The following is a 13,085-nucleotide window of genomic DNA, read 5'->3' on the forward strand; positions in this document are numbered from 1 at the left end:
TTACCGTCTCCAGATTAAACGCGACGCTTCTTCGGCGGACGACAACCGTTGTGCGGAATCGGGGTCACGTCCGTGATGTTTGTGATTTTGTAGCCACAGCCGTTCAGTGCACGGACTGCTGACTCACGACCCGGTCCCGGGCCTTTCACAAACACGTCGAGGTTTTTCAGACCGTATTCCAGAGCTGCCTGACCGGCACGCTCGGCTGCCACCTGAGCGGCAAACGGGGTGCTCTTGCGGGAACCGCGGAAGCCGGAGCCACCTGAAGTTGCCCAGCTCAGAGCATTACCCTGGCGATCGGTAATAGTGATGATAGTGTTGTTAAAAGAGGCGTGGATGTGCGCGAGCCCATCCGCTACCTGCTTTTTAACCTTTTTACGAGTGCGATTACCTGGCTTAGCCATATTCGGAAATTCCTATCGCTTACTTACGGATCGGCTTACGCGGCCCTTTACGGGTACGCGCATTGGTCTTGCTGCGCTGACCACGCACCGGCAGATTACGACGGTGACGCAGGCCACGGTAGCAACCGAGGTCCATAAGGCGCTTGATGTTCATGTTGACTTCACGACGCAAGTCGCCTTCAACGGTCAACTTGGCAATTTCACCACGAACATTATCGAGCTGCTCTTCAGACAGATCACCAATCTTGGTGCTAGGCGCAATGCCAGTAGCGTCACAGATCTGTTGTGCAGTCGTGCGGCCTATCCCGTAAATGTAAGTCAGAGAAATTACCGCATGCTTATTGTCAGGAATATTGACGCCAGCTATACGGGCCATTCAATGTACTCCATATTTATGTCCTGGGAGAAATGCTCACCAGAACCAATCATTCTTTAGTTCGTGGAAGGCGCGCAATGTTACACCCTGATCAAAAATAAATCAAGGCCACGCACCTCCACTCCCGGCCAGCTGTGGATTAACCCTGGCGCTGCTTGTGTCGGGGTTCCACTTTGCAGATCACGCGCACGGAACCGTTGCGTCGTACGATCTTGCAGTTACGGCAAATCTTTTTAACAGATGCGCGTACTTTCATGATCCACCTCATTAGGCTTAGCGCAGCAAACCTGCGCCGCCTTTAAGATTCGATTTTTTCATCAGGGACTCATACTGGTGTGACATCAGATGCGACTGCACCTGAGCCATGAAGTCCATAACCACTACCACCACGATCAGCAACGATGTACCGCCGAAGTAGAAAGGCACGTTCCAGGCTACCACCAGAAACTGGGGCATCAGTGAAACGGCCGTGATATAGAGTGCACCAAACAGTGTCAGGCGACTCAACACGGAGTCGATATACCGTGCGGACTGATCACCAGGACGAATCCCTGGAATAAAGGCACCTGATTTCTTCAGGTTATCTGCCACATCACGCGGATTGAAAACAATCGCGGTGTAGAAGTAGCAGAAGAACACAATTGCCATCGCAAACAGCAGGATGTACAGCGGCTGTCCCGGCCCGAGAGCCAGAGCCACATCCTGCAACCACTCCATCCCTTCGGATTGGCCGAACCACTGGCCAACCGATGCCGGGAAGAGCAGGATGCTGGACGCGAAGATCGGCGGGATAACCCCGGCCATATTGACCTTCAAAGGCAAATGACTTGACTGCGCGGCATAGACACGACGCCCCTGCTGACGCTTTGCATAGTTAATGGTAATGCGGCGCTGGCCACGTTCCATGAACACGACAAAACCGACAGTGGCAATGGCCATGACAGCAATCGCCAGCAGCGCCAGGATATTGAGATCACCCTGACGCGCTGATTCGAAGGACTGACCGATCGCACCCGGCAAACCAGCCACAATACCGGCAAAGATCAGAATCGAGATGCCGTTGCCGATGCCGTGCTCAGTGATCTGCTCACCCAGCCACATCAGGAATACAGCGCCTGCAACCAGCGTTACGACTGCTACAAAGTAGAAGCTCATATCGGCTGCAAAGGCGACGCCCTGACTGGCCAGACCAACTGCCATACCAAGCCCCTGCACAGTCGCGAGAATGACTGTACCGTAGCGGGTGTACTGGCTGATCTTGCGACGACCCGCCTCTCCTTCCTTCTTCAACTGCTCCAGGTGCGGACTGACCACTGTCATCAACTGCATAATAATAGATGCAGAGATGTAGGGCATGATCCCCAGCGCCAGGATTGACATCCTTTCCAGCGCACCACCCGAGAACATGTTGAACAGACTGAGAATGGTTCCCTGATTCTGATCAAACAGCGCAGCAAGACGATCAGGATTGATACCCGGTACCGGAATATGAGCCCCGATACGGTATACGATGATCGCAATCAGAACGAACCTGAGACGAGCCCAAAGCTCTTTCAGTCCACTCTGCATGCCTGCCGGTATTTGTCCTTGCTTAGCCATTTACGCCTCGACTTTGCCGCCAGCAGCCTCGATCGCAGCCTGTGCACCTTTGGTCACTTTCAGACCTTTAACGGTGACTGCCTTTTTGATCTCACCAGACAGAATCACGCGTGCAGACTTGATCTCTTCACGGATGATATCAGCCTGTTTCAGCGCAGCCAGGTCGACAACGTCAACACCGGCAGCAGCCAGTTCGTTCAAACGAACTTCAGCTACATAGCGCGCCTGACGAGAGGTAAAACCAAACTTCGGCAGACGACGCTGGATTGGCATCTGACCGCCTTCGAAGCCCGGGTTCACGCTACCGCCAGAACGGGACTTCTGGCCCTTGTGGCCGCGGCCACCAGTTTTACCCAGTCCGGAACCGATACCGCGACCTACACGCTTGGGAGCGTGCTTGGAACCGGCGCCCGGGCGCAGAGAATTCAAACGCATTGGGTGACTCCTTTTATTCGCCTTCTACACTAACCATGTAGTTGACCTTGTTGATCATCCCGCGCACAGCCGGAGTATCTTCCACTTCTACGGTGTGGCCGATACGGCGCAGACCCAGACCCTTCACACACTGAATGTGCTTGGGCAGCCGACCGATGGTGCTACGAGTCAGAGTTACCTTGATAGTATTCGCCATCGCTTAGCTCTCCAGAATCTCTTCAACGGACTTGCCACGCTTGGCTGCAACATCTTCAGGCGCCTTCATGACTTTCAGGCCGTTGATGGTTGCACGTACTACGTTTACCGGATTGGTAGAGCCGTAGCACTTGGCCAGTACGTTGTGTACGCCTGCCAGTTCCAGAACGGCGCGCATTGCACCACCGGCGATTACACCGGTACCTTCTGAAGCGGGCTGCATGTAAACACGGGAGGCACCATGACGGGCCTTGACCGGGTACTGCAGAGTGTGGCCGTTGAGCTGTACGCTAACCATGTTACGGCGCGCCTGCTCCATCGCCTTCTGGATCGCAACAGGAACTTCACGTGCCTTACCGCGGCCGAAGCCCACACGTCCGTTACCGTCACCAACGACAGTCAGCGCTGTGAAACCGAAGATACGACCGCCTTTTACCACCTTGGCGACGCGGTTTACCTGAACCAGCTTCTCTTGCAGTTCACCGTCTTTCTGTTCGTGATTTGCCATAATAGAAACCTTTAGAATTCCAGGCCGCCTTCGCGAGCAGCATCAGCAAGAGCTGCAACACGACCGTGGTATTTAAAACCGGAGCGGTCAAACGCTACCTTGGAAACGCCGGCTTCTTTAGCACGGCTGGCGATCAGAGCACCCACTTTCTTGGCTGCTTCGATATTTCCGGTAGCACCTTCACGCAGATCTTTTTCTACTGTGGAAGCAGAGGCCAGAACCTGGCTGCCATCAGCAGAGATAACCTGCGCGTAAATGTGACGCGGAGAGCGGTTCACGCAAAGGCGAACAGCGCTCTGCTCGCGCATTTGCATGCGCGACCGACGCGCACGACGGATACGAGCTTGTTTCTTAACGTTCATGACCCTGCCTTACTTCTTCTTAGCCTCTTTACGGCGTACATATTCGTCAACATAACGAACACCCTTACCTTTATAAGGCTCAGGCGGACGGAACGCGCGAACTTCTGCAGCCACCTGACCAACACGCTGCTTATCAGCACCGCTGATAACGATCGTGGTGTTGTTCGGTGTTTCAGCTGTAACACCTTCGGGCAGTTCGTAATCGATCGGATGAGAGAAGCCAAGCGTCAGGTTCAGAACTTTACCTTTAGCCTGCGCACGGTAACCAACACCCAGCAAATTCAGGGTCTTGGAAAAGCCTTCACTTACACCAACCACCATATTGTTGACCAGTGCACGTGTAGTACCAGCCAGTGCCATAGACTGTTTGGCGCCATCACGCGGAGCAAAAACGAGCTGACCTTCAGCCTGCTCTACGGCAACTGAAGCATGTACATCCAGGCTCAGCTGACCGTTTTTACCTTTGGCAGTCAGAGACTGACCTGCCATTTTGATCTCCACGCCTGCCGGTACTACTACGGGTTTCTTCGCAATTCGTGACATTGGAATACCTCTTAGAATACCGTGCAGATAACTTCACCACCGATGCCGGCCTTACGGGCAGCGCGATCGGTCATGACGCCTTTGCTGGTAGAGACAATTGCGATACCAAGACCATCTGCCACTTTCGGCAGCTCAGACGCGCTCTTGTAGATACGCAGACTGGGACGGCTTACACGCTTGATCTCTTCGATAACCGGTTTGCCTTCGAAATATTTCAGTTCGATGGACAGGACCGGCTTTACATCACCTTCAACAGAGAAGTCGGTGATGTAGCCTTCATCCTTCAGAAGGTTTGCTACTGCAACCTTCTGCTTGGAAGACGGCATGGCAACATGGGCTTTTTCAGCCATGTGTCCGTTGCGGATACGGGTAAACATATCCGCGAGGGTGTCTTGCATACTCATGCTATTAACGTCCTCTTAAGTGCAGCGCAGTGCGGTAGCAGGCAAATTGCCTGCCCTGGCCACTGAGCTTACCAATGACAAGCTTACCAGCTTGCCTTCTTCAGACCCGGAACATCACCGCGCATAGCTGCTTCACGCAGCTTGTTACGGCACAGTCCGAACTTGCGATAAACGCCGTGCGGACGACCTGTAACCTGACAGCGACGCTGCTTGCGCACCGGGCTAGCATCACGCGGCAACTTCTGCAGCGCGACCTGTGCATCCCAAACCTCATCTTCAGAGCTGTTTGGGCTTGCAATAATTGCTTTGAGCTCAGCACGCTTGGCGGCGTACTTGTTCACGAGATTCTCGCGCTTGAGCTCACGATTGATCATGGAAACCTTGGCCATTATTCAACCCCTGCCTTATTTCTTGAACGGGAACTGCAGAGCGGTCAGCAGTGCACGACCTTCGTCGTTGTTCTTCGCGGTTGTGGTGATCGTAATATCAAGACCACGCAGCTTGTCGACCTTGTCGTAGTCGATTTCCGGGAAGATAATCTGCTCTTTGACGCCCATGCTGTAGTTACCACGGCCATCGAAGGACTTCGGGTTCAGACCACGGAAGTCGCGGATACGCGGGATGGAAACGTCAACCAGACGATCCAGGAATTCCCACATCTGCTGACCACGCAGCGTGACCTTGCAACCGATCGGCCAGCCTTCACGAACCTTGAAGCCTGCAATTGACTTGCGAGCATTGGTTACGACCGGCTTCTGACCTGCAATTGCAGTCATGTCAGCAACAGCATTTTCGAGCTGTTTCTTGTCACCCAGCGCTTCACCAACACCCATGTTCAGGGTGATTTTGGTAACGCGGGGAACAGCCATGACATTCGGGCAGTTCAGCTCTTCTTTGAGCTTCTGCTTGATTTCGTTTGCGTAAAGCGCTTTCAATCTGGACATTTGCACCAACCTCTCTTACTTAGCACCAACGATGGTTTCGCCGGTAGACTTGTAGAAGCGGACCTTGGTGCCGTCTTCGAGCAGCTTGAAGCCTACACGATCGCCTTTTCCGGTCTGCGCGTTAAAGATAGCCACGTTGGAGGTCGCGATAGCCGCTTCCTTCTCAACGATGCCACCCTGACGACCCAGCATCGGATTGGGCTTCTGGTGCTTCTTGATCATGTTGATGCCAGAAACGATCAGACGATCGTCCTGCAGCACGCGCATAACCTTGCCGCGCTTGCCCTTATCTTTACCTGCGATAACGATGACTTCATCGTCGCGACGAATCTTACGCATTATTTTACCTTGTCTTTTCCTGCTACCCTCTCATGCTCAAAAACGCCAAACCCTTGTCGGGAGTGGCGTTTTCAACAAGACACTGTTCGAAAACAGGGTCTTAGAGCACTTCAGGCGCCAGGGAAATGATCTTCATGAACTTCTCATTACGAAGTTCACGCGTTACTGGCCCGAAGATACGCGTTCCAATCGGAGCGTCGTTGTTGTTCAGCAGAACCGCAGAGTTGGTATCAAAGCGGATCAGTGAACCATCAGGACGACGAACACCTTTACGGGTACGCACTACGACAGCCTTAAGCACCTGGCCTTTCTTCACCTTGCCACGCGGAATTGCTTCCTTGACGGTCACCTTGATGATGTCGCCAACGGATGCGTAGCGGCGGTGAGAACCACCCAGGACCTTAATACACTGCACACGCTTGGCGCCGCTGTTGTCAGCAACATCAAGCATCGTTTCAGTCTGAATCATGGTCTACTCCACAAACTGTATAAACCGTCACCACAACTGCCATTAGCAGCTGAGGTGAGCAGGCATAATGGAGCAAAGGCGCACTAGTTTACACCTTTGCTGCACGCTCTTCAATGCGAATAAGCGACCAGGTTTTGGTCTTTGAAAGCGGACGGGATTCGGCAATAGTTACCAGATCACCCATCTGACACTCATTCTTCTCATCGTGAGCATGCAGTTTGGTGGAGCGCTTTACAAACTTACCGTAGATCGGGTGTTTTTCCTTACGCTCAACCAGAACTGTGATGGTTTTATCCATCTTGTCACTGACGACCTTACCGGTCACAGTCCGAGTACGTTTTTCCGCGCTCATTTGGTCACCTGCATTTCGTTAAGTACTGTCTTAACGCGAGCGATGTCGCGACGAACCTGACCCAGCAGGTGAGTCTGCGCCAGCTGGCCAGTAGCTTTCTGCATACGCAGGTTAAACTGGTCCTTCAGAAGACCCAGCAGAGCCTGCTGAAGCTCTTCAACGGACTTGTCGCGCAGTTCAGTAGCTTTCATTACATCACCGTCCGTTTAACAAAAGTGGTTGATACCGGCAGCTTGGCAGCAGCCAGAGCGAAGGCTTCTGCAGCCAGCTCTTCGGGAACACCGCTCATTTCAAACAGCACCTTGCCGGGCTGAATCTGAGCGACCCAGTATTCCACGCTACCCTTACCCTTACCCATACGTACTTCAAGCGGCTTGGTGGTGATCGGCTTGTCCGGGAAAACCCGGATCCAGATCTTGCCACCACGCTTAACGTGACGGGTCATGGTACGACGGGCCGCTTCGATCTGGCGAGCAGTGATGCGGCCACGACCGGTCGCTTTCAGTGCAAACTCACCAAAGCTGACCTTGCTGCCGCGCTGTGCCAGGCCGCGGTTGCGACCTTTCATTACCTTGCGGTATTTCAGTCGTTTCGGTTGCAGCATTGACGTCTACCTCACTTAGAACCTTTCTTCTTGGGCGCGTTCTTCTCGGCACGTACCTGTTCGATACCGCCGAGGATCTCACCCTTGAAGATCCAGACTTTAACGCCAATCACACCGTAGGTGGTGTGGGCCTCGTAGGTAGCGTAATCGATGTCTGCACGCAGAGTGTGCAGAGGAACACGACCTTCGCGATACCATTCAGTACGTGCGATCTCGGCACCGCCGAGACGACCGCCAACCTGAATTTTGATGCCTTTGGCGCCCTGACGCATGGCGTTCTGAACTGCGCGCTTCATGGCGCGACGGAACATTACGCGACGTTCCAGCTGACTGGCAACGCTCTGTGCAACCAGTTTCGCATCCAGATCCGGCTTGCGTACTTCTTCAATGTTGATGTGAACAGGCACACCCATCATCTGGGAAACAGCGTTACGCAGCTTCTCGACATCTTCGCCCTTCTTGCCGATCACGATACCCGGACGAGCCGTGTAGATGGTGATCTTGGCATTCTGTGCCGGACGCTCGATTTCGATGCGGCTTACAGATGCATTTTTCAGCTGCTGATCCAGGTACTTACGAACCTGGAGATCGTTCAGCAGCCGTGCAGAGTATTCAGACTTGTCCGCGTACCACACAGAGGTGTGATCCTTGACGATACCAAGCCGAATACCGGTCGGATTTACTTTCTGACCCATATTGAACTCTCCTAGCAGTCAGCTCTTAGTCGGCCACCTTGACGGTGATATGTGACGTACGCTTCAGGATGCGATCAGCGCGACCCTTGGCACGCGGCCGGATACGCTTCATGGTCATCCCTTCATCAACGAAGATCGTTGATACACGCAGCTCGTCAACATCAGCACCTTCGTTATGCTCCGCATTTGCGATAGCAGACTCGAGTACCTTCTTGACCAGGTGTGCACCTTTCTTCGTGCTGAACGCCAGGATATTCAGAGCTTCGCCCACAGACTTACCACGGATCTGATCAGCGACCAGTCGGGCCTTCTGGGCGGAGATGTTGGCGCCTACATGCTTGGCGATAACTTCCATCATCAACCCCCTTACTTCTTCTTGGCCTTCTTGTCGGCTGCATGACCGCGGTATGTACGTGTCGCAGCGAACTCGCCCAGTTTATGGCCGACCATGTCCTCGGTAATGAAAACCGGAACATGCTGACGACCGTTATGTACTGCAATAGTGAGACCTACAAACTGCGGAAACACAGTTGAACGACGTGACCAGGTTTTGATCGGACGACGCTCGTTAGCCTCGATTGCAGCCTCTACCTTCTTCAACAGGTGAAGGTCAATGAACGGACCTTTCTTCAGTGAACGTGGCACAGCTGTATCCTCTTATTTAGCCTGACGACGGCGTACGATCAGTTTGTCAGTACGCTTGTTCGAACGGGTTTTGTGACCCTTGGTCGGCACGCCCCACGGAGTAACCGGGTGACGACCACCAGAGGTACGACCCTCACCACCACCGTGCGGGTGATCAACCGGGTTCATCGCCACACCGCGAACGGTAGGACGAACACCACGCCAGCGCTTGGCACCAGCTTTACCCAGCTGACGCAGGCTGTGCTCAGAGTTGCTCACTTCACCCAGGGTCGCGCGGCATTCGGACAGCACCTTGCGAGTTTCACCTGAACGCAGACGCAGTGTCGCGTAGGTTCCCTCACGGGCCACCAGCTGTGCAGAGGTTCCTGCTGAACGTGCGATCTGAGCGCCTTTACCCGGCTTCAGTTCGACACAGTGAACAGTACTACCCAGCGGAATGTTACGCAGCGGCAGAGTGTTACCGACTTTGATATCGGCATCATCACCAGACTGGATCTTGGAACCCGCAGTCAGACCTTTGGCCGCAATGATGTAACGACGCTCACCGTCAGCGTACTTCACCAGAGCGATGTGCGCAGAACGGTTCGGATCGTATTCCACACGCTCGATTACAGCGGGGATGCCATCCTTGTTGCGACGGAAGTCGACGATACGGTAATGCTGCTTGTGACCACCACCGATATGACGGGTGGTGATACGGCCGTTGTTGTTACGACCACCGGACTTGCTCTTCTTCTCGACCAGTGCGGAAAAAGGCTTACCCTTATGCAGATCAGCGCTGACCACCTTTACGAGATGACGACGTCCAGCAGAGGTCGGCTTTGCTTTAATAACTGCCATTGTTCAACCCCTCGTTATTCGCCTGCCAGGAAATCGATTTCGGAGCCTTCGGCCAGACGGACATACGCTTTACGAACATCATTACGCTTGCCAAGACCACGCTGGGTGCGCTTGGTTTTGCCTTTGATGTTCAGAACGCTGACGCCTGCGACCTTAACGTTGAAGAGCTCTTCAACGGCTCGCTTGATTTCCGGCTTGGTTGCATCTTTGGCCACACGGAAAACAACTTGCTCGCTGCCTTCTGCTACGATTGTGGCTTTTTCAGAGATGTGCGGTCCGAGCAGCACTTTATAAATGCGTTCCGGGTTCATGCCAGCACCTCCTCAATTTTCTTCAGAGCAGGGACTGTTACCAGGACCTTCTCGAAACCAACCAGGCTAACCGGGTCGATACCTGCAGCGTCGCGCACATCAACGTGCGGCACGTTGCGCGCAGCCAGATACAGATTCTGCTCGACGTTTTCGGTAATCAGCAGTGCATTGTCCAGTTTCAGCTCACCGAGCTTGGCAATAAACTGCTTGGTTTTCGGTGCTTCCAGCTGGAAGTCTTCTACGACAACCAGACGTTCCTGACGCACCAGCTCAGACAGGATGCAACGCATAGCAGCGCGATACATCTTCTTGTTCACTTTCTGAGCGTAGCTGCGTGGCTGTGCAGCGAACGTGACACCACCTGCACGCCACAACGGCGAACGGCTGGTACCGGCACGAGCACGGCCAGTTCCCTTCTGACGGAAGGGCTTGGCGCCACCGCCGGAAACAGCGGAACGATTTTTCTGCGCTTTGGTACCCTGACGACCGGCTGCCATATAGGCAGTTACGACCTGGTGTACCAGCGCCTCATTGAACTCTTTACCAAAAGCCAGATCGGAAACTTCAACCGATCCGTTGGCTCCAGTCAGATTCAGATTCATGACAATCCTCCTCAGGCGCGTGCTTTAACAGCAGGTTTAACGATGACATCGCCGCCAGTGGCGCCCGGGATTGCTCCCTTGACGATCAGCAGGTTGCGCTCTGCATCGACACGTACGACTTCCAGAGTCTGTACGGTGCAACGCTCAGCACCCATATGACCGGCCATCTTTTTACCTTTGAAGACACGACCCGGGGTCTGGCACTGACCAATGGAACCCGGAGCACGGTGAGAAACGGAGTTACCGTGAGTCATATCCTGAGTACGGAAGTTCCAGCGCTTAACACCACCCTGGAAACCCTTACCTTTTGATTGACCGGTAACATCGATCTTCTGACCTGCTTCGAAGCGCTCAACTGTCAGCGAATCGCCAACGTTGATTTCCTCGTCACCATTCAGACGGAACTCCCACAAACCGCGACCGGCTTCTACACCAGCCTTGGCATAGTGACCCGCTTCCGGCTTGCTCAGGCGATTAGCCTTTTTGCTGCCAGTGGTCACCTGTACCGCTGCATAACCGTCGCTTTCGACAGTCTTGACGCTGGTAACACGGTTCGGTTCCATTTCGATGACGGTGACTGGCACGGACACGCCATCTTCTGTGAAGATACGGGTCATACCCGCTTTACGTCCGATAAGTCCTACAGACATGTTTATACCTCTTGCCAGTTGTGTACGGGGCTGTCACCCGCTATGGCTGCCCTTTTCAGGTGCATTCCACAAATAGCGCTTCATTAATTGAATAATTAGCGCAGTGCTTATTAGCCGAGGCTGATCTGCACTTCAACACCCGCAGCGAGATCCAGCTTCATCAGTGCGTCGACAGTCTTTTCTGTCGGCTCAACGATGTCCAGTACACGCTTGTGAGTACGGATTTCGTACTGGTCACGCGCGTCTTTGTTGACGTGCGGAGAGATCAGTACGGTAAAACGTTCTTTGCGGGTAGGAAGTGGGATCGGACCACGCACCTGAGCACCCGTCCGCTTAGCAGTCTCAACGATCTCCTGAGCAGATGAGTCGATCAGGCGATGATCAAAAGCCTTCAGACGAATTCTGATTTTTTGGTTCTGCATTCTGATCACGCATTTCCTGTAAGTTTTTTAACGGCAATAGCCGACCTCCCCTCGGATAAAGGGGAGGCAAATTTTACCCAGTGAGGTTACCATCGTCAACCGAAAGTTTACTTTTTGATCAACCAGAGCAACAGCTACAAAAAAGCCCTCCGAAGAGGGCTTTTTCAGTTCAACCAGTAATCAGAGATTACTCGATGATTTTGGCAACCACACCGGCGCCAACGGTACGACCACCTTCACGGATGGCGAAGCGCAGGCCTTCTTCCATCGCGATCGGGTTGATCAGGGTAACGGACATCTGGACGTTGTCGCCCGGCATGACCATTTCAACGCCTTCCGGCAGTTCACAAGCACCCGTGATGTCTGTGGTACGGAAGTAGAACTGCGGACGGTAGCCCTTGAAGAACGGAGTGTGACGACCGCCTTCTTCCTTGCTCAGCACGTACACTTCGCCTTCGAAGCGAGTGTGCGGCTTGATTGAACCCGGCTTGCACAGTACCTGACCACGCTCAACGTCGTCACGCTTGGTGCCACGCAGCAGCGCACCAACGTTCTCACCGGCACGGCCCTGATCCAGCAGCTTGCGGAACATCTCAACACCGGTACAGGTGGTCTTGGTGGTGTCGCGGATACCCACGATTTCCACTTCGTCACCCACGTTCAGGATGCCACGCTCGATACGACCGGTTACAACGGTACCACGACCGGAGATGGAGAATACGTCCTCGATCGGCATCAGGAACGGCAGGTCGATGGCACGCTCCGGCTCAGGAATGTACTCGTCCAGGGTCTCAACCAGCTTCTTGACGGCAGTGGTGCCGAAGCCGTTGTCGTCTTCGCCGTTCAGCGCCATCAGCGCAGAACCTACAACGATCGGAGTGTCGTCGCCCGGGAAGTCGTACTGATCCAGAAGTTCGCGAACTTCCATCTCAACCAGTTCCAGCAGCTCTTCGTCGTCTACCATGTCGGCCTTGTTCAGGAACACGACAATGTACGGTACACCGACCTGACGAGACAGCAGGATGTGCTCACGGGTCTGCGGCATGGGGCCGTCAGCAGCGGAACATACCAGGATCGCGCCGTCCATCTGCGCTGCACCGGTGATCATGTTCTTCACGTAGTCAGCGTGGCCCGGGCAGTCAACGTGCGCGTAGTGGCGAGTCGGTGACTCGTACTCTACGTGAGAGGTAGAGATGGTGATACCACGCTCACGCTCTTCCGGTGCATTGTCGATACCGTCAAAGGCAACGGCGGCGCCGCCCCATACTTCTGCGCAGACGCGAGTCAGTGCAGCGGTCAGTGTCGTTTTGCCGTGGTCAACGTGGCCGATAGTACCTACGTTAACGTGCGGCTTGTTACGTTCAAATGATTGCTTAGCCACGGTTA

At 54.0% G+C, this 13,085-nt stretch carries 26 protein-coding genes; all 26 read right to left on the reverse strand.

Annotated elements, in window-relative coordinates:
- Positions 1–14: 14 nt before the first annotated feature.
- The 26 genes from rpsK to tuf all read right to left on the reverse strand — a co-directional run bounded on the left by rpsK (position 15) and on the right by tuf (position 13,080).
- The gene (gene rpsK / locus ABIE60_RS11475; protein WP_010324082.1) at positions 15–404 is read right to left on the reverse strand and encodes a 30S ribosomal protein S11; all 390 of its coding nucleotides are present in this window, start codon (positions 402–404) and stop codon (positions 15–17) included.
- Between the two features lie 19 nt (positions 405–423).
- Positions 424–780 carry a 30S ribosomal protein S13 gene (rpsM, locus tag ABIE60_RS11480; protein ID WP_091826430.1) on the reverse strand — a complete coding sequence of 119 codons (357 nt, stop codon included), beginning with the start codon at positions 778–780 and terminating at the stop codon, positions 424–426.
- Positions 781–919: 139 nt separating this feature from the next.
- Positions 920–1,036, reverse strand: a complete 117-nt coding sequence (rpmJ, locus tag ABIE60_RS11485) for a 50S ribosomal protein L36 (protein ID WP_007021200.1) — start codon at positions 1,034–1,036, stop codon at positions 920–922.
- Positions 1,037–1,053: 17 nt separating this feature from the next.
- Positions 1,054–2,379 (reverse strand): preprotein translocase subunit SecY, encoded by a 1,326-nt coding sequence (gene secY / locus ABIE60_RS11490; protein ID WP_091826428.1) that lies wholly within the window; start codon positions 2,377–2,379, stop codon positions 1,054–1,056.
- A complete protein-coding gene (gene rplO / locus ABIE60_RS11495) occupies positions 2,380–2,814 on the reverse strand; it encodes a 50S ribosomal protein L15 (RefSeq protein ID WP_091826427.1) in 435 nt (144 codons plus the stop codon).
- 13 nt (positions 2,815–2,827) lie between these two features.
- Positions 2,828–3,010 carry a 50S ribosomal protein L30 gene (gene rpmD / locus ABIE60_RS11500; RefSeq protein WP_091826425.1) on the reverse strand — a complete coding sequence of 61 codons (183 nt, stop codon included), beginning with the start codon at positions 3,008–3,010 and terminating at the stop codon, positions 2,828–2,830.
- Positions 3,011–3,013: 3 nt separating this feature from the next.
- Complete coding sequence (gene rpsE, locus ABIE60_RS11505; RefSeq protein WP_091826423.1) at positions 3,014–3,517, reverse strand: 30S ribosomal protein S5; 504 nt, start codon at positions 3,515–3,517, stop codon at positions 3,014–3,016.
- An 11-nt stretch (positions 3,518–3,528) separates the two neighbouring features.
- Positions 3,529–3,879 (reverse strand): 50S ribosomal protein L18, encoded by a 351-nt coding sequence (gene rplR, locus ABIE60_RS11510; RefSeq protein WP_091826421.1) that lies wholly within the window; start codon positions 3,877–3,879, stop codon positions 3,529–3,531.
- A 9-nt stretch (positions 3,880–3,888) separates the two neighbouring features.
- Entirely contained in the window at positions 3,889–4,422 is a 534-nt protein-coding gene (rplF, locus tag ABIE60_RS11515; protein ID WP_354469542.1) for a 50S ribosomal protein L6, read from the reverse strand.
- An 11-nt stretch (positions 4,423–4,433) separates the two neighbouring features.
- Complete coding sequence (gene rpsH / locus ABIE60_RS11520) at positions 4,434–4,826, reverse strand: 30S ribosomal protein S8 (RefSeq protein ID WP_206838304.1); 393 nt, start codon at positions 4,824–4,826, stop codon at positions 4,434–4,436.
- An 83-nt stretch (positions 4,827–4,909) separates the two neighbouring features.
- Complete coding sequence (gene rpsN, locus ABIE60_RS11525) at positions 4,910–5,215, reverse strand: 30S ribosomal protein S14 (protein ID WP_354469543.1); 306 nt, start codon at positions 5,213–5,215, stop codon at positions 4,910–4,912.
- A 15-nt stretch (positions 5,216–5,230) separates the two neighbouring features.
- Positions 5,231–5,770, reverse strand: coding sequence for a 50S ribosomal protein L5 (gene rplE / locus ABIE60_RS11530; RefSeq protein ID WP_354469544.1), 540 nt, complete (start codon positions 5,768–5,770; stop codon positions 5,231–5,233).
- A 15-nt stretch (positions 5,771–5,785) separates the two neighbouring features.
- Positions 5,786–6,109 carry a 50S ribosomal protein L24 gene (gene rplX, locus ABIE60_RS11535; RefSeq protein WP_091826410.1) on the reverse strand — a complete coding sequence of 108 codons (324 nt, stop codon included), beginning with the start codon at positions 6,107–6,109 and terminating at the stop codon, positions 5,786–5,788.
- A 100-nt stretch (positions 6,110–6,209) separates the two neighbouring features.
- Positions 6,210–6,578, reverse strand: coding sequence for a 50S ribosomal protein L14 (rplN, locus tag ABIE60_RS11540; protein WP_091826408.1), 369 nt, complete (start codon positions 6,576–6,578; stop codon positions 6,210–6,212).
- Positions 6,579–6,666: 88 nt separating this feature from the next.
- Positions 6,667–6,930 (reverse strand): 30S ribosomal protein S17, encoded by a 264-nt coding sequence (rpsQ, locus tag ABIE60_RS11545; protein WP_010324095.1) that lies wholly within the window; start codon positions 6,928–6,930, stop codon positions 6,667–6,669.
- Positions 6,927–7,121: a 50S ribosomal protein L29 gene (gene rpmC / locus ABIE60_RS11550; protein ID WP_091826407.1), complete on the reverse strand. Its 195-nt coding sequence runs from the start codon at positions 7,119–7,121 to the stop codon at positions 6,927–6,929. The genes rpsQ and rpmC overlap by 4 nt, the downstream gene beginning before the upstream one ends.
- Positions 7,121–7,534 carry a 50S ribosomal protein L16 gene (gene rplP, locus ABIE60_RS11555; RefSeq protein WP_091826405.1) on the reverse strand — a complete coding sequence of 138 codons (414 nt, stop codon included), beginning with the start codon at positions 7,532–7,534 and terminating at the stop codon, positions 7,121–7,123. The genes rpmC and rplP overlap by 1 nt, the downstream gene beginning before the upstream one ends.
- 11 nt (positions 7,535–7,545) lie before the next feature.
- The gene (gene rpsC, locus ABIE60_RS11560; protein ID WP_091826403.1) at positions 7,546–8,229 is read right to left on the reverse strand and encodes a 30S ribosomal protein S3; all 684 of its coding nucleotides are present in this window, start codon (positions 8,227–8,229) and stop codon (positions 7,546–7,548) included.
- A 25-nt stretch (positions 8,230–8,254) separates the two neighbouring features.
- On the reverse strand, positions 8,255–8,587 hold the full coding sequence (gene rplV, locus ABIE60_RS11565) for a 50S ribosomal protein L22 (RefSeq protein WP_425270423.1): 333 nt from the start codon (positions 8,585–8,587) through the stop codon (positions 8,255–8,257).
- Between the two features lie 8 nt (positions 8,588–8,595).
- On the reverse strand, positions 8,596–8,874 hold the full coding sequence (rpsS, locus tag ABIE60_RS11570) for a 30S ribosomal protein S19 (protein WP_010324100.1): 279 nt from the start codon (positions 8,872–8,874) through the stop codon (positions 8,596–8,598).
- 12 nt (positions 8,875–8,886) lie between these two features.
- Complete coding sequence (gene rplB / locus ABIE60_RS11575) at positions 8,887–9,714, reverse strand: 50S ribosomal protein L2 (RefSeq protein ID WP_354469545.1); 828 nt, start codon at positions 9,712–9,714, stop codon at positions 8,887–8,889.
- Positions 9,715–9,728: 14 nt separating this feature from the next.
- Positions 9,729–10,025: a 50S ribosomal protein L23 gene (rplW, locus tag ABIE60_RS11580; RefSeq protein ID WP_091826395.1), complete on the reverse strand. Its 297-nt coding sequence runs from the start codon at positions 10,023–10,025 to the stop codon at positions 9,729–9,731.
- On the reverse strand, positions 10,022–10,627 hold the full coding sequence (gene rplD, locus ABIE60_RS11585) for a 50S ribosomal protein L4 (protein ID WP_354469546.1): 606 nt from the start codon (positions 10,625–10,627) through the stop codon (positions 10,022–10,024). The genes rplW and rplD overlap by 4 nt, the downstream gene beginning before the upstream one ends.
- Positions 10,628–10,638: 11 nt before the next feature.
- Positions 10,639–11,277: a 50S ribosomal protein L3 gene (gene rplC, locus ABIE60_RS11590; RefSeq protein ID WP_354469547.1), complete on the reverse strand. Its 639-nt coding sequence runs from the start codon at positions 11,275–11,277 to the stop codon at positions 10,639–10,641.
- A gap of 110 nt (positions 11,278–11,387) precedes the next feature.
- Entirely contained in the window at positions 11,388–11,699 is a 312-nt protein-coding gene (rpsJ, locus tag ABIE60_RS11595; protein ID WP_091826389.1) for a 30S ribosomal protein S10, read from the reverse strand.
- Between the two features lie 187 nt (positions 11,700–11,886).
- Entirely contained in the window at positions 11,887–13,080 is a 1,194-nt protein-coding gene (gene tuf / locus ABIE60_RS11600) for an elongation factor Tu (protein WP_354469548.1), read from the reverse strand.
- Positions 13,081–13,085: the final 5 nt, after the last annotated feature.

It is taken from the genome of Marinobacterium sp. MBR-109, assembly GCF_040547565.1.
Taxonomy (GTDB): Bacteria; Pseudomonadota; Gammaproteobacteria; order Pseudomonadales; family Balneatricaceae; genus Marinobacterium.